The organism is Shewanella sp. SM87 (genome assembly GCF_025653705.1).
Classification (GTDB): Bacteria; Pseudomonadota; Gammaproteobacteria; order Enterobacterales; family Shewanellaceae; genus Shewanella; species Shewanella oncorhynchi.
Window position 1 is genome coordinate 1 of sequence record NZ_JAKKSC010000023.1, and the last position, 18,981, is coordinate 18,981.

Consider the following 18,981-nt stretch of genomic DNA (forward strand, 5'->3'; position numbering starts at 1 on the left):
AGGTCGTACGAAAAGCCTTAGACAGAATACAGATACTTGATAAAGTTAAAGACTCAACAGAAAATCAGCTTTCCGAATTATTATTAACGTGGTCCAGAGATGGACACGGTAATAAACAGAATTTGCTTGGTGACAATAGCCTTGTGGAACCACCTGATCCCATCCCGAACTCAGAAGTGAAACGCAAACGCGCCGATGGTAGTGTGGGGTCTCCCCATGTGAGAGTAGGTCATCGCCAAGCGCCTAATTATCTCATTGAGATGTAACCAAGCCAGCTGAATAAGCTGGCTTTTTTGCGTCTGCAATTTGTAAAATCCAGCCTATTTTCTATTTAATTAGTCAGTTTTCCTCCTATTTTTCTCTCCTTAACACTCTCTTTCATTCTTCATGACATCAATAATAAGTAATGGTTGTCGGTTATTTGTACGGTTATTTTGTCAATGCTCCGATTTTGCTACAGCGATCTTAGTTCTCGATCGAGCCTAGCTATTGCTATTAGTTAAGCGGTTACTTACCTTATGTTTTAATTTATTGGGGTAGATAAGGATCTGAGATGAAGTTAGAGATGATTTGCACTGGGGAAGAAGTGTTGGCGGGACAGATTGTTGATACCAACGCCGCTTGGTTTGCCAGTACTATGATGGAGCATGGTGTCGAGATTCAGCGTCGAGTAACCGTCGGCGATCGCCTCGAGGATCTGATTGCGGTTTTCCAAGAACGTAGCTTACATGCAGATGTGATTCTCGTTAATGGTGGTCTCGGGCCGACGAGTGATGATATGTCTGCTTTAGCGATGGCGAAGGCGAAGGGCGAACCATTGGTTGAGAATGCGCAGTGGCGTGAGCGTTTAGAGGAGTGGTTTACCCGTAATAACCGTGAAATGCCTTTAAGTAATCTCAAGCAAGCTATGCTGCCAGCCTCAGCTGTGATGGTTGATAACCCAGTGGGAACCGCTTGTGGTTTTAGAGTTAAGCTTAACCGCGCTTGGTTATTCTTTACGCCTGGTGTGCCTTTTGAGCTGAAGCACATGGTTACAGAGCAGTTTGTGCCCTTTATTCGCGAAGAGTTTAACCTTGATGCTAAGGTCGCCTTAAAGAAACTATTGACCATAGGCCAAGGTGAGTCCGCTTTGGCAGATAAGTTAGAACCGCTAGAGCTGCCAGAAGGCATTACTATTGGTTACCGCTCTTCTATGCCGCATATTGAGATTAAGATTTTCGCCCGTGGCGAGAAGGCGATTGCAGTATTACCTCGCGTCGCTGGGCACATCAAAATGGTGCTGGGTACTGCGGTTGTCGCGGACGATAAAGCCACTCTTGCCGAAGAAATTCATTATAAGCTACTTAACTCAGGCTTGACCTTAAGCGTTGCCGAGTCTTGCACTGGCGGCATGATCACTAGCCAGTTAGTTGATTTCCCCGGCAGTTCATCTTACTTACAGCACGGATTAGTGACTTACAGTAATGAATCTAAAGTGCGCGTGTTAGGTGTTAATCCTTCAACCTTAGATGATCATGGTGCAGTCTCTATTGCGACTGTGGAAGAAATGGCTAAGGGGGCAAGGCAAATTTTAGACAGTGATTATGCGCTGGCAACCAGTGGAATCGCGGGGCCCGATGGTGGCACAGATGAGAAACCTGTGGGCACTGTGGCGATCGCTTTAGCAACTCGCGGCGGTGTTTACAGTCAGATGATTAAACTACCGAGACGTTCACGGGATCTGGTACGCAGTTTAAGTGCTGCTGTGGCTTACGATATGCTAAGACGTGAGCTTTTAGCTGAAGCTGTGATCGTCGATTATCAGTCGATTGGGCGATTCAGTAAGTAACTCTTATACGGGTATATATCCATTTATGCCCGCCAACAAAAATGCTCCCGAGGGAGCATTTTAACTTCTACAGAGATACAAAAATGGCAGATTATTTAGTGAACTTAAGCACTAATTTGCCTGGGGCAACTTGAATGCTTTCGGTCATTTTTGCCATCAGTGCTTGGTTACTGTCCTTGGTATCCAGCACATACACAGGCTGGTTTTCTAAGAATTGTCTTAGATAACCCATCACCTGCGGCGTGGCACTGCTAATCGCTTTTTCAATATCCTTGGGCGTTGATTCCACTTTGACTAATTCGAGTTGGCGCAGATAGACACTGTGCGTTGCGCTGTCATACCAAGGCTTGGCTTCGAAAGTCGTAGTGAGTTTGGCGCTCAATGGAAAGATCGGATTCTTAATTGATACTTGAGTTGCGGCACTTACGCTCATAGTGTCAGGTTTTACACCTAGCTTGACACTGATGTCGTTAATGCGCACTTCAGCGCCAACTAATTGATTGCCTTGTTTAACCTCAAAGTGGATCTCTTTACTGAGGTACTGCTCCATTTCATGCTCGCTGATACTGTACTGCGAGACGCAGCCGCCAAGCAGTACAGTCAGTCCCAAGCAAATCGTGCGGGAAAGTTTTTTCATTAACCAGTGTTTCTCATACCCGCTGCCACACCTGCAATGGTTAGCATTAGCGCTAACTGTACATGTTCAGACGCAGGAGTTTCGGTTGTTTCCTTACGTGTCCGCGCTAATAGCTCGGTTTGTAAGAAGTTTAATGGATCGATATACGGATTTCGCAGTTTAACTGATTCGCGATTCCACGGTGTATGCGCCATTAAACTATCCGATTTTGTCAGCTCAAGCACGACTTTAATGCCCAGATCTAAGCGTTGGCGCAAGGTTTCGCCTAAGTGATGCAATTCCTTAGGTACTAAACAGGTTTCGTAGTAGCGGGCCAAATTAGGTTCCGCCTTGGCGTAGACCATTTCCAGCATTGAAATGCGAGTGCTGAAGAAGGGCCATTCCCGCTCCATATCTTGCAGTAAGCCCATCTCACCGCGTTCACTGGCGGCTTGTAGTGCTTCACCTGCGCCGAGCCATGCAGGTAACATCAAGCGGTTTTGCGACCAAGCAAAAATCCACGGAATAGCTCGCAGACTTTCGATCCCACCATCGACACGACGTTTGGCTGGGCGGCTGCCGAGTGGCAGTTTTCCTAATTCCACTTCTGGCGTTGCCGCGCGGAAATAAGCCACAAAATCAGGTTCATCACGCACTATGCCACGGTAAGCACCCACTGATTCTTCTGCGATACGTTGCATGCAATTGCGCCATTCTTGCTTCGGCTCTGGCGGTGGTAACAGGGTTGCTTCCAATACGGCCGAGGTATACAGGGCCAAGCTTTGAACCGCGAGTTTTGGTAAGCCAAACTTGAAGCGGATCATCTCGCCCTGCTCAGTCACGCGAATGCGGCCATCTACCGAACCTGGTGGTTGCGATAGGATTGCTTTGTGTGCAGGACCACCCCCGCGACCAATGCTGCCACCACGGCCATGGAATAGTGTGAGCTTGACGCCCGCTTGCTTACAAACTGTAACTAACTGCTCTTGGGCGTGATACTGAGCCCAAGCCGCCGCCATAACACCGGCATCTTTAGCTGAGTCAGAGTAGCCAATCATGACCTCTTGCATGCCCTTGGTATAGCCACGATACCAGTCAATATCGAGCAAATCGGTAATACATGCAGCGGCGTTGTTTAAGTCGCTTAAGGTTTCAAACAGTGGCACCACGCGCATTGGATGCGAACAGCCTGTTTCTTTGAGTAACAGTAAAACCGTTAAGACATCCGATGGTTTACCCGCCATCGAAATCACATAGGATCCGAGTGCTTTTGCCGGATGTTTAGCAATCAAACGACAGGTATTAAGCACTTCGGCCACATCGGCCGAGGGTTGCCAGTTACTTGGGATCAGTGGACGACGGTTGCTGAGTTCACGTAATAAGAAGGCTTGCTTCTCAGTCTCGTCCCAATGGTTGAAATCACCCATGCCGAGATAGCGAGTTAACTCGGCGAGCACATCGCTGTGACGGCTGGCATCTTGGCGAATGTCGAGCCTGAGCATATGAATGCCAAAGCAGGCGAGACGGCGGAGAATGTCGAGCAATAAACCGTTGGCGATTAAGCGCATACCGCAGTCGGTTAAACTCTTATAGAGCATTTCTAGCGGCGCTTTGAGATCGCTTTCTTGCCAAATCAGGCTCGACTTATCGACTTCAGGATTGTGGCCTTCGATGCGCGCATTTAAATAATCTATGGTGTCACGCAGTCTTTGACGAATAGATCGCAGCACGTGGCGGTAAGGTTCGCAGCTGTTATTGGTATAAGCCTTTAACTCATCATTGGCTTCTTCCATCGACAGTTCACCGACCAGCAGTACTATATCCTTTAAAAACAATCTTGCCGCCGCATGGCGGTTGCGATCGAGCACTTCTTGGGTGACTTTAGCGGTCACAAAGGGGTTGCCGTCACGATCGCCGCCCATCCAGCTAGAAAAACGCACTGGCGCGATATCAATCGGCAATTGTTGGCCCGTGCGTTGCTGAACTTGGTCATTAAGCTGTCTTAGGAAGTCAGGCACCGCATGCCAGAGGGATTCTTCGATGGTGGATAATCCCCAGCGGGCTTCATCCACTGGGGTGGGGCGTTCGCGGCGGATCTCATTCGTGTGCCAAATCTGGGCGATTAATTGGCGTAGACGCAGATTGATCTGTTGACGTTCTCTATCCGATAGTTGGTCGTTTTCTTGCTCTGTTAAGCAGTCGACAATGGCGGCGTATTTTTGGATCAGGGTGCGACGGGAAATTTCAGTGGGGTGCGCTGTTAGCACCAGATCGATATCCAGTGTTTTTAGACAGTCGAGCATTTTAGCTTGGTCGACACGACCATTGAGCATGCGGCCTAGGAGTTGTTCCACTGGGTCTGGCACGCAGACAAGTTCGTCGCAATTACGACTGATAGTATGAAATTGCTCGGATAAGTTAGCTAAGTTAAGAAATTGGTTAAAAGCTTTTGCAAAAGGGACTAATTCTTCGTCTGGCAAAGCTGTCAGTAACTCGAGCATTTGCTCTCTGGCGGCTTGATCGCCTCGGCGTGAGTCTTTGGCAAGCTTACGGATCTGTTCAACCTTCTCAAGAAAAGAGTCCCCAAGATGGGTACGCATAGTATCGCCAAGGATTTGGCCTAACATACTCACGTTCGATCTTAATGACGCATACATATCTGTCATATTGTCTGCCATGGTTACTGACATAGTTACTCCGAATAGAAAAACATGAAAATTCCGCTGTGCATTTAGCCCGTTAGCACAATACCTATCACTTGGGGCTATGGTCAACAGCAGAACTTATAACTTATACGACTGGCTTATCCGATATGCAACCAATCACGGTATTTGATGAAGAATATTCAATAGAAATGCGAAGTCACGCAATATTTTTTGATGATTAGTGCAAGTGAATATGAAGTGCATTATTTTATGCTTTGCAGACATGTATCTTAGCTGTTAATGAAAAGGACTGATTTTGACTCATGTTGACCCTGGATAACTGTGTTATTAACGAGTTAGCTGAATGGGAGGCGTGTCTTCGATATCCCAGTTTGAGCTTAAAATATGAAAATAAATTAAAAATATATATTCACATATATTGCATAAGTAGATCTTTGTGGTAGTCTAGCCATCAGTTGAGATGAGTCACCCCCTGTGACCTGTAGAGTGAATATCATGATGTACAGTATTAGCCTGACAGTGAATAAAATAACAACCTATTACGATTTCCTGCGACGATAGTCTTGTCATCATAGATATACGCGGTTGCGTGTAAGCTATTCATCTACTCTTTAAGTTTCTTTGATTCGGTTAATAAGACAAAACACATGAAAAATATCGCCATTATTGGTGCCAGTGGTTACACAGGCGCGCAACTGACCGCTTTAATCCATGCAGAAGCAGAGCTGACGATTCAGGGGTTGTATGTTTCTGAAAACAGTTTAGATAAAGGTAAACCTTTAGCGGATTTGTATCCTATTTATAGCCATATCGCATTAACGCTGTCGCCATTGTCCGATGAAGCTAAGGCAAAAATCGTTGCTGAAGCAGATGCCGTGGTCTTAGCGACTGAGCATTCAGTAAGCTTGCATTTAGCGGCTTGGTTTTATGCACAAGGTTTGGCGGTATTCGATTTAAGCGGTGCTTATCGTTTCAGCGATGTGGCGCAATACCCTAAGTGGTATGGCTTTGAGCATGAATATCCTGAAGTTTTAGCCAAAGCCGTATACGGCCTTGCCGAATGGAATGCCAAAGAAATCGCTGCGACTAAGATGATTGCCGTACCAGGTTGTTACCCGACTGCATCGTTGACAGCGTTAAAACCATTGGCGAGTTTACTGACATCGGCTTATCCGGTGATCAATGCGGTGAGTGGCGTAACAGGTGCGGGCCGTAAAGCGCAGTTACACACCAGTTTTTGTGAAGTGAGCCTGACACCTTACGGCGTATTAGGCCACAGACATCAACCCGAGATCGCCACTCAGCTTGGCCAAGAAGTGATATTTACACCGCACCTTGGTAACTTTAAGCGTGGCATTTTAGCGACCATTACCGTACAGCTAAAACCGGGCACAACGACTGCCGATGTGGCCGCGGCCTATAGCGTGTATGACAAGGCGCCATTGGTCACCGTGAAGCACAATCAGTTCCCGAAAGTGGACGATGTGGTGCTGACACCTAACTGCCACTTAGGTTGGAAGTTTGATGAGAATAGCGGTTACTTAGTGGTAGCCAGTGCCATCGATAATTTGATGAAAGGTGCTGCCAGCCAAGCGCTGCAATGCATAAAGATTCATTTTAACCTTTAATTGTTCATCCTTATTTAAGAGAGTCGTCAAGATGTCTACAAACAACTCAGTATTAGTGCTTAAAGTGGGCGGCGCGCTGCTGCAATGTGAAATGGGGATGGCGCGATTGATGGATACGGCTGCGGCTATGTTAGCTAATGGTCAGCAAGTGTTGATGGTGCATGGCGGTGGTTGTTTGGTGGATGAACAGTTAGCGGCCAACGGCATGGAAACCGTCAAATTAGAAGGTTTACGTGTGACTCCGCCCGAGCAAATGCCGATTATTGCCGGCGCACTTGCGGGCACTTCGAACAAAATCCTTCAAGGCGCAGCGACTAAGGCTGGCATTGTGAGTGTGGGCATGAGCCTTGCCGATGGCAATACTGTCTCGGCTAAGATTAAAGATGAGCGTTTAGGCCTTGTTGGCGAAGTCACGCCAAAGGATGGCACTTATCTTAAGTTTATCCTTGAGCAAGGTTGGATGCCGATTTGTAGCTCTATCGCCATGATGGACGATGGTCAAATGCTTAACGTCAATGCTGACCAAGCGGCGACGGCATTAGCCAAGTTAGTAGGAGGCAAGTTAGTGCTACTGTCGGATGTTTCTGGGGTGCTTGATGGTAAAGGCCAGCTCATCCACAGTTTAAATGGCAAGCAGATAGCAGACCTTGTTAAGCAAGGTGTGATCGAAAAAGGAATGAAGGTCAAAGTTGAAGCTGCGCTCGAAGTCGCGCAGTGGATGGGGCAGGCGGTACAAGTTGCCTCGTGGCGTGATGCAAGCCAATTAATCGCATTAGCAAAAGGTGAAGCCGTAGGAACACAAATCCAACCATAAGTGGAGTAGGTTATGAAGCATTTACTATCGATAAAAGACTTAACCCAGCAGCAGTTACAGGATCTCATTGCCTTGGCCAAAACGATTAAAGCCAATCCGGCTGAGTATCGTCATGCGCTGGATGGCAAGAGTGTGGTGATGTTATTTGAAAAGCCCTCACTCAGAACACGCGTTAGCTTTGATATCGGTATTAATAAGCTCGGGGGCCACTGTTTATACCTAGATCAGCAAAATGGTGAACTGGGGAAACGGGAATCGGTTGCTGACTTTGCTTCTAACCTGTCCTGTTGGGCCGACGCAATTGTGGCGAGAACCTATTCACACACCACTATCGAACAATTAGCCGAGTTCGGCTCAGTGCCCGTGATCAATGCGCTGTCGGATCTTTATCATCCTTGCCAAGCCTTAGCTGACTTTTTAACTCTGGCAGAGCAGTTTGAGGATGTCAGTAAAGCTAAATTAGCTTATGTTGGTGATGGTAATAATGTCACTAACTCGCTGATGTACTGTGCGGCTATTCTCGGTGCCACCATGACAGTGATCTGCCCAGCGGGTCACTTTCCTGATGGCTACGTAGTGGCAGAAGTGCAAGAGCTCGCCAAACGATATGGCGGCAAGATAGTGCTGACCTCAGATATCGATGCGATTGAAGGTCACGACGCTATTTATACTGATACTTGGATTTCAATGGGCGATCCAACGCCTTTGTCGGATATCAAAGCGAAGTTTGCACCATACCAAGTAAACAAAGCTTTGATGGCGAAAGCGGGCGCTAACTTCTTTATGCATTGTTTGCCCGCCCACCGTGGTGTAGAAGTAACAGATGAAGTGATGGACGGTGCAGGATCCTTAATTCTGCAACAAGCCGAAAATCGGATGCATGCCCAAAATGCGGTACTGGTAACCTTATTTAGTTAAATTAACCCTGTTTAGCAGCCTGTTTTCTCCCTGAGAGAAACGAGTCATAGGAATTTAAGATGTCTATCGAGATAAAAAATACTGGCGTGAAAAAAGTGGTTTTAGCCTATTCAGGTGGTCTAGATACCTCGGCCATTATTCCTTGGTTAAAAGAAAACTACGATAACTGTGAAATCATCGCATTCTGCGCCGACGTTGGCCAAGGCGAAGAAGAGCTGGTTGGCTTGACTGAAAAAGCTTTAGCTTCAGGTGCTTCTGAATGTCATATCGTCGATCTAAAAGAAGAATTCGTTAAAGACTATATCTACCCAACGATTGCGAGCGGTGCGATTTACGAAGGCACTTATTTACTCGGTACGTCAATGGCGCGTCCTATTATTGCCAAAGCGCAGGTTGAAGTGGCTCGTAAAGTGGGCGCCGATGCTCTGTGTCACGGTTGTACTGGCAAAGGTAACGACCAAGTGCGTTTCGAAGGTTGCTTCGCCGCATTAGCACCTGATTTAAAAGTGATTGCCCCATGGCGTGAATGGACTATGCAGAGCCGTGAAGATCTACTGGCCTATTTAGCTGAACGTGACATCAAGACGTCAGCATCAGCGACTAAAATCTATAGCCGTGATGCCAACGCTTTCCATATATCCCATGAAGGTGGTGAGTTAGAAGATCCATGGAACGAGCCAAGCAAAGGCGTATGGACACTGACTGCCGATCCTGAAGATGCACCGAACAAGCCTGAATATGTGTCGCTAGAAGTAGAACATGGCCGTATCACTAAAGTGAATGGTGAAGCCCTAACGCCTTATGCTGCGCTGATGACATTAAACGCTATTGCTGCACCACACGGTGTGGGTCGTATCGACATTACCGAAAACCGTTTAGTCGGCATGAAGTCCCGTGGCTGTTACGAAACACCCGGCGGCACTGTGATGTTCGCAGCACTACGTGCGATTGAAGAGCTTGTACTCGACAAGACTAGCCGTAACTGGCGTGAGCAAGTTGCCGCACAAATGGCGCATTTAGTGTATGACGGCCGTTGGTTCACGCCACTGTGTAAGTCACTGCTGGCAGCATCTGAGTCATTGGCTGAGTCAGTGAACGGTGAAGTGGTTGTTAAACTTTACAAAGGCCAAGCGACGGCGGTGAAGAAGCGTTCACCTAACAGCTTGTACTCTGAAGCGTTTGCCACCTTCGGTGAAGATCAAGTGTACGATCAAAAACATGCCGAAGGCTTTATCCGCCTGTACTCATTGGCGAGCCGCATCCGCGCACTCAACGCTAACGATGTAAACTCTAAGTAATAGGTAGTGTAAAAGGGCGCCTAGCGCCCTTTTTTGTTTTTAGGTTTTGATTTAGTTTTTGATTCAGATGAGTCGATTTCAAATAAGCAGTGAGTAAGGGGAGTTAGCATGGCTTTATGGGGTGGAAGATTTCAGGGCGAAACGAGCGCGCTATTCAAATTATTCAACGATTCGTTGCCTGTGGATTATCGCTTGTTCGAACAGGATGTGGTTGGCTCCATTGCTTGGGCGGATGCGATTGCCAGCGTGGGAATTATCTCGGTAACTGAATGCCGCGACTTGAAAAAAGCGCTTAATGACTTACTGGTGGAAGTACAGGGCGATCCGGCGATTATTCTCGCCTCGGGCGCTGAAGATATTCACAGTTTCGTCGAGTCGGCCTTGATTGCCAAAGTGGGCGATCTCGGTAAGAAATTGCACACCGGTCGTAGCCGTAACGATCAAGTTGCCACCGATTTAAAGCTTTGGTGTCAATCCGAAGGCAAAGCATTACTCGCGCGCCTTCAAGGTTTACATGCTGAATTACTGGCGTTGGCTGAGCGTGAATTTGATGCGGTAATGCCGGGTTATACTCACTTGCAGCGCGCGCAACCTGTGACATTTGGCCACTGGTGTTTAGCGTATGTGGAAATGACTGAGCGGGATATCAGCCGTTTAAGCGATGCGTTAACCCGCGCTAATACCTGTCCTTTAGGTTCTGGAGCATTAGCAGGCACAGCTTATAAGATGGATCGACATGCTCTGGCCGCGGCGCTGAATTTTGCCTCGCCAACGCTGAATAGCTTAGATAGTGTATCAGACAGAGATCACGTGGTAGAGCTTTGTTCAACCGCATCGATCAGCATGATGCACTTAAGCCGTATGGCTGAAGATTTGATTTTCTTTAACTCAGGTGAAGCGAACTTTATCTCCCTGAGTGATGAAGTGACCTCGGGTTCATCCCTGATGCCACAGAAGAAAAATCCAGACGCATTAGAGCTTATCCGTGGCAAAACCGGCCGGGTGTATGGCAGCTTAGTGGGCATTCTCACGACGATGAAAGCACTGCCTTTGGCGTACAACAAAGATATGCAGGAAGATAAAGAAGGCCTGTTTGACGTAGTTGATAGCTGGGCAATTTGCCTCGATATGGTGGCGTTAGTGTTGTCAGGTTTGAAGGTCAATCGTCCTAATGCACTGTTAGCCGCACAGCAAGGTTATGCAAATTCTACTGAGCTTGCGGATTATCTCGTGTCTAAAGGTATGCCTTTCCGTGAGGCGCACCATGTTGTGGGTGAAGTCGTGGTTGCTGCGATAGCGAAGCAAATTCCGCTCGAGGATTTCTCCTTGGCCGAATTAAAAACTTTTGCCGCTATCATTGAAGATGATGTCTATCCAAACCTGACTATTGAAGCTTGTTTAGCGAAACGTGACGTGCTTGGTGGTACTGCATTGCCTCAAATTCAGAAGGCGATTGCGGCCAAGAAAGTACGTTAGCGAGTTATTCAAATCCACAATTCAAGCCAATAAAAAACGCGACATTAGGTCGCGTTTTTTATTGGGCCACAATTAGTGGTAATGACTTTTTAGCATTTGTTTATTGGAATAAATCATCAGTTGGTGCATCGATGAATAAATTGTTTTCATCCTGAGTTTCGCTGATGTATTCCTTCGGCTCTGTACCTGAAATAAAGTACTCGAACGCACTGGTATAGTCGGTTTTACGGGTCAGTTTACCCGTCGCTAAATCGATGCGTACCGAAACTATGCCTTCTGGTGGAATCGAGGTTGTTTCAGGTGTGCCTTGTAAGACACTGTTCATAAACTCGTTCCAGCCCGGACCTGCTGTTTTCGCACCCGCTTCGGCGCCAGTTATCTGATCTTTTTCGCCGTTTGCATTCCATGCGGTTCTGCCCAGTTGGCGACCGTGATCGTCGAAACCGACCCAGAAGGTGCTAGTGATGACAGGGCTAAAACCACTGAACCAAGTGTCGCGCGATTCGTTGGTTGTACCCGTTTTACCTGCAATATCATGGCGCTTAATCAATTTTGCCGCGCGCCAAGCCGTACCCTGCCAACCCGTGCCTTTACTCCAATCGCCGCCGCCCCAGATCACGCTCTTCAGTGCTTCGGTAATGAGGAATGCCGTTTGCTCTGAAATAATTTGCGGAGCGTAGCGACCAGTTTGTTCGAAACACTGCGCAACAGGTGCACTAGGTTCTGCACTAGAGTCTCCACTTATGCTGAACGCCATAGGATCGCTCGGTGTAACTGGTTGGCTAAGACTTTGGCTAGGCTTACAGGCCAATGTAGGGTTCGCTTTTTCGATAACATTGCTGTAAGCATCTTCTACGCGATCAATATAGAAAGGTTCGAGTAAGAAACCGCCGTTAGCAAATACGTTAAATGCAGTAACTACTTGCAATGGCGTGACTGAAGACGAACCTAATGCAATCGATTCGTTGCGAGGTAAGTCGTTAGGATCAAAACCAAATTCAACGAGTTGAGCAATGGTTTCGTCGAGTCCGACATGACGCATTGCACGCACAGACATAACGTTAATAGATTGCGCTAAACCCACACGTAAACGAGTGGGGCCGCCATAGATATCGGGTGAGTTTTTAGGGCGCCATGCTGTGCCTTGGCTGATATCGGGTTTATTAATTGGCGCATTGTCTATGAGGGTCGCTAAGGTAAAGCCTTTCTCTAATGCTGCGGCATAGATGAAAGGTTTTATATTCGAACCTAATTGACGCTTCGCTTGAGTCACTCGGTTGTATTGGCTTTGGCTAAAGCTATAACCACCAACTAAAGTGCGAATAGCACCATTTTTGGGGTCGAGTGATACTGTTGCGCTGGCGACTTCTGGTACTTGCGATAGTTGCAAATATTGGCCGTTATCACGGATCCAAATACGCTCGCCGACCTTGAGTATGTCAGAAGCTGATTTCGGTACACTACCTTGACGCTTATCAGTAATAAACTTACGTGCCCACTTCAATCCATCCCAAGTAATGGCTTTAGTTTCGCCTTTGGCGGTCATTATACTTGCTTGCTGATCTGCAATGCTGATGACTGCGGCGGGTTGCAATTCTTGTACTGAAGCAATCTTGGCTAGTTCAGTTTTGATTTGAGCAGGTTCAGGTTTTTCGTCCGTCCACAACACGGCAGCAGGACCGCGGTAGCCATGGCGTTCATCATAGGCATAGACGTTATTACGCAGTGCCTGTTGAGCTTTAAGTTGTAGATCCGATGAGATAGTCGTATAGACGTTGTAGCCATTGGTATAGGCTTCTTCTTCACCGTACTTCTGTACCATGTAATCCCGAGCCATTTCAGAAATATAAGGGGCATAGAGATCAATTTCAGCGCCATGATATCTGGCCACCAATGGTTCTTGTAGTGCTGCTTGGTATTCGGTTTGGCTGATGTAGCCGACTTCATTCATCCGCATGAGGACGACATTACGGCGAGCCAATGCACGCGAAGGTGACGTGATTGGATTGAGTGTAGAGGGCGCCTTGGGTAGGCCTGCAATAACGGCCAGTTCAGATAAGCTGAGTTCTTGCACGTTTTTACCGAAATACACTTGCGCAGCAGCCCCAACCCCATAGGCCCGTTGGCCTAAGTAAATGCGGTTTACGTAGAGCTCTAAAATTTCATCTTTGGTGAGCAACTCTTCAATATGATAGGAGATAAAAATCTCCTTCACTTTACGAATAATAGTCTTATCGCGGGTTAAGAAGAAGTTACGCGCGACCTGCATGGTAATCGTACTCGCACCTTGCTTTTTCTCACCAGTGGTCAACATCACTAATGCGGCGCGAAGCACGCCAACAGGGTCTATACCACCATGTTCATAAAAGCGGGCATCTTCGGTTGCGATAAACGCCTGTAGCAGAGGTTTTGGCACTTCGTCTAACGTTAGTGGAATGCGACGTTTCTCACCGAATTGAGAAATAAGTTTGCCGTCACTACTGTAAATACGTAAAGGTGTTTGAAGTTGCACATTTTTTAGTGTTGAAACATCCGGTAAATCCGGCAAAACATAAAAGTATGCTGCCACAATGGCGCCTACGCCCAAAAGGGCTAGACTGAATAGTGCTATAACAATACGTTTTAACCACTTCACCAAAATTTATCCTAATGTTCTGTTAAGTGCGACAGTATATAAGGCGCACACGTCTTGGTGAAGTAAAAACGTGAGACTCACAAAATAGCATTTGTAAAATGATGAAACATTCGATACAAGTAAGTATAACAAGTTGATTTTGTGCTAATCTCTTTTACTGAAATATAAATAAAAAAGTGACAATGGATATGCTTTCAAATTTATGGAAGCGTCAGGCTCCGCAGATGGTGGGAATCGATATCGGTTCCCATGAAGTTAAGGCCATTTTGTTGAGTAAGACTGCTGACGGATACAAAATATTGAGTCATGCCGCGGTACCCATTAAGAAGGGGGCCGTTAACGATCATGATATTCGTGATGCTGATGCCGTTGTTGAATGCCTTAAGCAAATAAAACGTAGCCTGCCTAAATCCGTTAAATATGCCGCTGTTTCTGTTTCGGGTTCTGCTGTGATGACGAAAGTGATCTACATGGATGCCTCCCTTAGTGAGGAAGAAATGGAGGCACAGATAGAAATTGAAGCCGATAACCTTATTCCGTATTCACTCGATGAAGTTAGCATAGATTTTGAAACGCTAAACGTAAACAGTACCGACCCTACTAAAGTTGATGTGCTGTTGAGCGCATGCCGCACTGACAATATTGATGTCAGAGTCGATGCGCTGGATAGCGTTGAACTTGAGGCTAAAGTGGTGGATGTTGAAGGTTACGCTCTAGGTCGAGCTGCCGAGCTAATTATGGCCCAGCTTCCAGAAGGAGCGAAACATAAAGCCGTCGCTATGGTTGATATCGGCGCGAATATGACGACTTTCTCTGTGGTTGAATCGGGTGAGACGACTTTTATTCGTGAGCAAGCTTTCGGTGGTGAGCAATTTACTCAGTCAATATTATCCTTCTATGGCATGTCTTATGATCAAGCTGAGAAAGCAAAGATTGAAGGCGACTTACCACGAAATTATATGTTTGAAGTTTTGTCACCTTTTCAAACTCAGCTATTACAACAAATAAAACGTACGCTGCAGATTTATTGCACTTCCAGCGGTAAAGATAAAGTCGATTATCTCGTATTATGCGGTGGGACATCTAAATTAGAAGGTATGGCTAATTTACTGACGAATGAATTGGGTGTTCACACTATTATCGCCGATCCTTTTCAAGGGTGTTTGCATGCCGATGAGTCGGTTAAAAGTGCGCTGCAACCTACAATCAGCAAATATATGGTTGCTTGTGGCTTAGCATTGAGGAGTTACGGTCAATGGCGAACATAAACCTACTCCCTTGGCGAGAAGAGGCGAGAGAAAAACAAAAGCGCGACTATATTGGTATTTTAGCGGCAGTATTTTTAGCGTCGGCGATTTTAGTCTATGTCGCAGTATCTTTATTAGATGTTATGACAGATGAGCAAAAAGCACGTAACGCTTATTTGCAATCGGAAATCAGTCTGCTTGAAACGCAAATTTCTGAGATCAAGAAAATTACTGAACGTAAGAAAGACATTGAGCGGCGTACAGAAATTATTCTTAATCTACAGCAATCCCGTAATTTGCCTACTCACGTGTTAGATGAGCTTGTTCGAATTGTACCTCCAGGAATATATCTGTCTAGCCTAGAGAAAAAGGGCAGTTTGTTGCTGATTGAAGGGCGTAGTGAATCGAACAATAACGTCGCCAACATGATGCGAAAAGTGAAAACTTCCGAATGGTTAACCGATCCTAATATGCAGTCGATCGTGACCCAAAATGAAGAGTTACGGCAATTACAGCGTTTTAGTTTGAGAGTCACTATTAAAGGCGCGAGTGTAGACGAGCCTGAGAAAATGACAAAAGGAGCGAGTAAATGAAACTCGATCTAAGTCAGTTTAATGATATCGACTTTGAAAATATTGGTGGTTGGCCAAATCAAGTTAAAACCTTTTTCGCGATCCTTTTAGCACTCTGTGTTTTTGCTGCGGGATATTTCTTGGTCGTCTCCGATTCGGTAGATATTTATACCGCAGAGCAAGATAAAGAAGTGCAGCTCAGAGATGATTTCAAGAATAAGTATCAACTTGCGGCAAATTTAAAACTCTACCGAGAGCAGCTAGCGACGATGGAAGTGCAGTTTGCAGAGTTACTGAAGATGCTGCCATCTGAAAATGAAATGCCAGGTTTGCTAGACGATTTAACTTTTGTCGCTACGGATGCAGGACTCAAAATTAATAGTTTGAATTGGGAGGCCGAAATTCAGCGGGATTTCTATATTGAGTTTCCAATTAAAATGTCTGTTACGGGAGATTACCATCAGCTAGGTAGTATGGTGAGTGGTGTCGCTAAGCTGCCGCGTATCGTTAGCCTCCATGATTTCACCATTAAGCGAGATGAAACCGGCAACTTAGCAATGGATATCTTAGCCAAGACATACCGCTTTAAAGAAGGGGCTGAATTACCGCCTGAAAAACCTGCTAATAAGGGGAAGAAATAATGAAATTCTTACCTTTGTTAGCCTTGAGTCTTTTTTTAATGGGTTGTGTTGGCGATCGTAGTGATTTAGAGCTATTTGTTACTACAACCAAAGCGCAACACGTTGCTCATATCCCGCCCTTGAAAGAGCCGCCAAGATTTGAGCACTTTGCCTATCAAGCCGAGTTAATGCGTAGCCCTTTTGTACCACCTTCGCGTGAGTTAACGGAAGAAGTTGTTGATACCAGCAAAGATTGTTTACAACCGGACTTAAAGCGTCGAAAAGGACGATTAGAAACTTATCCTTTAGATAATTTAAAAATGCGTGGCACCTTAAGTGAAGCCGATACAACTTGGGCGTTAGTTGAAACAAATGACGGCAGTGTTTATCGGATGGGCGTTGGTGAGTATTTAGGTCTGTTTAATGGACGCATTTCTAAAGTTACTTCACAAAATGTCGAAGTAGTAGAATTAATTCCAGATGGTTCAGGTTGTTGGTCCGAAAGGACGAGCAATTTAGAACTTTCTGGAGAATAACGAGCGAAGGATGAGGGAATAATGAAATCTTCTGCCGCGATAAAAGTCCCGTTAATTTCTTCAGGCTTAATCAAGTCTGTTATTGGGATCGCATTGGTATTTGGAATTTTGCCATCGAGTTATGCTGCAAACCGATTAATGGATGTTAAGTACCATGCCTTGGTTGACCATCAGTTAGAGCTAGAGTTGGTATTTGAAGAAGCGGTAACACCGCCAGTTATTGACTCTAATGCCTCGCCTGCAGAGCTCGTATTAACCTTTGATAATAGTATTTCTGGTTTATCTAAGGATCGCTTACCCATTAATCAAGTCGGTGTAACTGACATGATGACTGAGCAACAAGATACTCGTCTTAAAGTCACCTTAGGTATGTCCAAAGTGAAACCTTACCAAGGTTCAGTCATGGGCAACTCATATCGACTCACTATTAATGATGAGGTTGCGGGCGCTCAGACTCAGGCAGAAAATCCCTTCGTTAATAGCATTAAAAATATCGATTTTCGTCGTAATGAAAATGGTGGCGGTGAGTTATTGGTTTATTTGAATAACCGCTCGGTTGCCGTTAACGTTGAGCAAGTGGGCGCTAAACTCGAAGTTAAGTTATATAACACTGATATTAATAGTGATCTGCTTTATGTTATGGATGTGAAAGATTTTTCAACACCAGTAAAAAGCTTCGAGACATTTAAAGAAGATCTGACAACGCGCATTTTAGTTGATATTGCAGGGGAATATGAGTTCAGTTACAAGCAAGAGGATAATCTCTTTAGACTCTCGATGAATAAAGTTGAGAGAGTTGCCGCCAAGAAAGATGTTAAAAAATACAATGGCCGTACTTTATCGCTTAACTTTCAAAATATCCCTGTACGTACTGTTTTGCAGATCATTGCTGACTATAACAATTTTAACTTAGTCACGAGTGATACTGTTGAAGGCAACATCACCTTGAGATTGGATGATGTGCCCTGGGACCAAGCATTAGATTTGATTCTACAAACCAAAGGCCTAGATAAACGTATCGAAGGCAACATCTTAATGGTGGCACCGAGCGAAGAGTTGGCTATTCGTGAAAGCCAAAATCTCAAAAATAGGCAAGAAGTTAAAGAGTTAGCACCTTTGTATTCTGAGTACTTGCAAATTAACTATGCCAAAGCGATCGACATTGCTGAGCTGCTGAAAAGCGCAGATTCTAGTTTACTCTCGCCACGCGGTTCAGTCGCGGTCGATGAACGTACCAACACTGTACTTGTGAAAGATACGGCAGAAACGATTGAGAACATCCATCGTTTAGTCGAAGTACTCGATATCCCTATTCGTCAAGTACTGATCGAGTCACGTATGGTAACGGTCAAAGATGATGTCTCTGAAGACTTAGGCATACGTTGGGGCGTAACGGATCAGCAGGGCAGTAAGGGAACCTCAGGTACATTAGAAGGTGCTCAGAGTATTGCCAACGGCATCATTCCAACTCCTGACCAACGTTTGAACGTTAATTTACCTGCGGCAGTGACCAATCCAACAAGTATCGCATTCCACGTTGCTAAGTTGGCAGATGGTACTATTCTTGATTTGGAATTGAGTGCGTTAGAGCAAGAAAATAAAGGTGAAATTATCGCCAGCCCTCGTATTACCACCTCTAACCAAAAGGCGGCTTATATTGAGCAGGGTGTGGAGATCCCTTATGTGCAGTCGACTTCAAGCGGTGCAACCTCGGTCACTTTTAAGAAAGCCGTGTTGTCCTTGCGAGTTACACCACAAATTACACCTGATAACCGCGTTATTTTAGATTTGGAAATCACCCAAGACTCTCAGGGCAAGACGGTTGACACACCAACGGGCCCCGCTGTCGCCATCGATACCCAGCGTATTGGCACTCAAGTGCTAGTTGATAACGGTGAAACCATAGTCCTTGGTGGTATTTATCAGCAAAACTTGATCAGCCGTGTGAGTAAAGTCCCTATTCTCGGTGACATTCCCTTAGTCGGTTTCCTGTTTAGGAACACAACAGACAAAAATGAGCGCCAAGAGCTACTTATTTTGGGTATCCGGAATTTCTGGTTGATAAAATGCCAAAGATGTAAAGAAGAAAATCTTTCTCAGCGGATTATCTGATTGATCCTCTTCAGC

At 45.8% G+C, this 18,981-nt stretch carries 14 protein-coding genes and 1 rRNA gene; 12 read left to right on the forward strand and 3 right to left on the reverse strand.

Annotated features, from left to right (window positions below):
• Positions 1-125: 125 nt before the first annotated feature.
• A 5S ribosomal RNA gene (rrf, locus tag L5M11_RS16790) occupies positions 126-241 on the forward strand.
• A 312-nt stretch (positions 242-553) separates the two neighbouring features.
• Entirely contained in the window at positions 554-1,828 is a 1,275-nt protein-coding gene (locus tag L5M11_RS16795; protein ID WP_173496122.1) for a CinA family nicotinamide mononucleotide deamidase-related protein, read from the forward strand.
• Between the two features lie 91 nt (positions 1,829-1,919).
• Here the strand turns inward: L5M11_RS16795 and L5M11_RS16800 are convergent, their stop codons facing one another.
• Both L5M11_RS16800 and ppc read right to left on the reverse strand, forming a co-directional pair.
• Positions 1,920-2,465 (reverse strand): DUF1439 domain-containing protein, encoded by a 546-nt coding sequence (locus tag L5M11_RS16800; RefSeq protein WP_263140922.1) that lies wholly within the window; start codon positions 2,463-2,465, stop codon positions 1,920-1,922.
• Positions 2,465-5,134, reverse strand: coding sequence for a phosphoenolpyruvate carboxylase (gene ppc / locus L5M11_RS16805; protein ID WP_263192803.1), 2,670 nt, complete (start codon positions 5,132-5,134; stop codon positions 2,465-2,467). The genes L5M11_RS16800 and ppc overlap by 1 nt, the downstream gene beginning before the upstream one ends.
• 623 nt (positions 5,135-5,757) lie before the next feature.
• Here ppc and argC point away from each other — a divergent pair.
• The 5 genes from argC (at position 5,758) to argH (ending at position 11,244) form a co-directional block, all read left to right on the forward strand.
• Positions 5,758-6,738: an N-acetyl-gamma-glutamyl-phosphate reductase gene (gene argC / locus L5M11_RS16810; RefSeq protein ID WP_014611729.1), complete on the forward strand. Its 981-nt coding sequence runs from the start codon at positions 5,758-5,760 to the stop codon at positions 6,736-6,738.
• Positions 6,739-6,769: 31 nt separating this feature from the next.
• Positions 6,770-7,552, forward strand: coding sequence for an acetylglutamate kinase (gene argB / locus L5M11_RS16815; RefSeq protein ID WP_007644494.1), 783 nt, complete (start codon positions 6,770-6,772; stop codon positions 7,550-7,552).
• Positions 7,553-7,564: 12 nt separating this feature from the next.
• Positions 7,565-8,470 (forward strand): ornithine carbamoyltransferase, encoded by a 906-nt coding sequence (locus L5M11_RS16820; RefSeq protein WP_105250543.1) that lies wholly within the window; start codon positions 7,565-7,567, stop codon positions 8,468-8,470.
• Positions 8,471-8,529: 59 nt separating this feature from the next.
• Positions 8,530-9,768, forward strand: coding sequence for an argininosuccinate synthase (locus tag L5M11_RS16825; protein WP_263192804.1), 1,239 nt, complete (start codon positions 8,530-8,532; stop codon positions 9,766-9,768).
• A 108-nt stretch (positions 9,769-9,876) separates the two neighbouring features.
• A complete protein-coding gene (gene argH, locus L5M11_RS16830) occupies positions 9,877-11,244 on the forward strand; it encodes an argininosuccinate lyase (protein WP_219234816.1) in 1,368 nt (455 codons plus the stop codon).
• A gap of 100 nt (positions 11,245-11,344) precedes the next feature.
• Here argH and L5M11_RS16835 read toward each other — a convergent pair whose 3' ends face one another.
• Complete coding sequence (locus L5M11_RS16835; protein WP_263192806.1) at positions 11,345-13,879, reverse strand: penicillin-binding protein 1A; 2,535 nt, start codon at positions 13,877-13,879, stop codon at positions 11,345-11,347.
• 188 nt (positions 13,880-14,067) lie between these two features.
• Between L5M11_RS16835 and L5M11_RS16840 the strand changes: the two genes are divergently transcribed.
• Genes L5M11_RS16840 through L5M11_RS16860 form a run of 5 tightly spaced genes read left to right on the forward strand, consistent with a single transcriptional unit; the run spans position 14,068 to position 18,966 of the window.
• Positions 14,068-15,147, forward strand: a complete 1,080-nt coding sequence (locus L5M11_RS16840; RefSeq protein WP_263140930.1) for a pilus assembly protein PilM — start codon at positions 14,068-14,070, stop codon at positions 15,145-15,147.
• Positions 15,135-15,719 carry a PilN domain-containing protein gene (locus L5M11_RS16845; RefSeq protein WP_105250539.1) on the forward strand — a complete coding sequence of 195 codons (585 nt, stop codon included), beginning with the start codon at positions 15,135-15,137 and terminating at the stop codon, positions 15,717-15,719. The genes L5M11_RS16840 and L5M11_RS16845 overlap by 13 nt, the downstream gene beginning before the upstream one ends.
• Positions 15,716-16,339 (forward strand): type 4a pilus biogenesis protein PilO, encoded by a 624-nt coding sequence (locus L5M11_RS16850; RefSeq protein WP_263147665.1) that lies wholly within the window; start codon positions 15,716-15,718, stop codon positions 16,337-16,339. The genes L5M11_RS16845 and L5M11_RS16850 overlap by 4 nt, the downstream gene beginning before the upstream one ends.
• Entirely contained in the window at positions 16,339-16,854 is a 516-nt protein-coding gene (locus L5M11_RS16855; protein WP_105250537.1) for a pilus assembly protein PilP, read from the forward strand. The genes L5M11_RS16850 and L5M11_RS16855 overlap by 1 nt, the downstream gene beginning before the upstream one ends.
• A gap of 21 nt (positions 16,855-16,875) precedes the next feature.
• Positions 16,876-18,966, forward strand: coding sequence for a type IV pilus secretin PilQ (locus L5M11_RS16860; RefSeq protein WP_263192807.1), 2,091 nt, complete (start codon positions 16,876-16,878; stop codon positions 18,964-18,966).
• Positions 18,967-18,981: the final 15 nt, after the last annotated feature.

Bases quoted from the DNA above. Each gene is read 5' to 3' on its own strand.
- argH (WP_219234816.1), top strand. From the start codon at position 9,877: ATGGCTTTATGGGGTGGAAGATTTCAGGGCGAAACGAGCGCGCTATTC.
- L5M11_RS16840 (WP_263140930.1), top strand. From the start codon at position 14,068: ATGCTTTCAAATTTATGGAAGCGTCAGGCTCCGCAGATGGTGGGAATC.
- L5M11_RS16825 (WP_263192804.1), top strand. From the start codon at position 8,530: ATGTCTATCGAGATAAAAAATACTGGCGTGAAAAAAGTGGTTTTAGCC.
- argC (WP_014611729.1), top strand. From the start codon at position 5,758: ATGAAAAATATCGCCATTATTGGTGCCAGTGGTTACACAGGCGCGCAA.
- L5M11_RS16855 (WP_105250537.1), top strand. From the start codon at position 16,339: ATGAAATTCTTACCTTTGTTAGCCTTGAGTCTTTTTTTAATGGGTTGT.
- L5M11_RS16850 (WP_263147665.1), top strand. From the start codon at position 15,716: ATGAAACTCGATCTAAGTCAGTTTAATGATATCGACTTTGAAAATATT.
- L5M11_RS16795 (WP_173496122.1), top strand. From the start codon at position 554: ATGAAGTTAGAGATGATTTGCACTGGGGAAGAAGTGTTGGCGGGACAG.
- ppc (WP_263192803.1), bottom strand. From the start codon at position 5,134: ATGTCAGTAACCATGGCAGACAATATGACAGATATGTATGCGTCATTA.
- L5M11_RS16820 (WP_105250543.1), top strand. From the start codon at position 7,565: ATGAAGCATTTACTATCGATAAAAGACTTAACCCAGCAGCAGTTACAG.
- L5M11_RS16800 (WP_263140922.1), bottom strand. From the start codon at position 2,465: ATGAAAAAACTTTCCCGCACGATTTGCTTGGGACTGACTGTACTGCTT.
- L5M11_RS16860 (WP_263192807.1), top strand. From the start codon at position 16,876: ATGAAATCTTCTGCCGCGATAAAAGTCCCGTTAATTTCTTCAGGCTTA.
- argB (WP_007644494.1), top strand. From the start codon at position 6,770: ATGTCTACAAACAACTCAGTATTAGTGCTTAAAGTGGGCGGCGCGCTG.
- L5M11_RS16845 (WP_105250539.1), top strand. From the start codon at position 15,135: ATGGCGAACATAAACCTACTCCCTTGGCGAGAAGAGGCGAGAGAAAAA.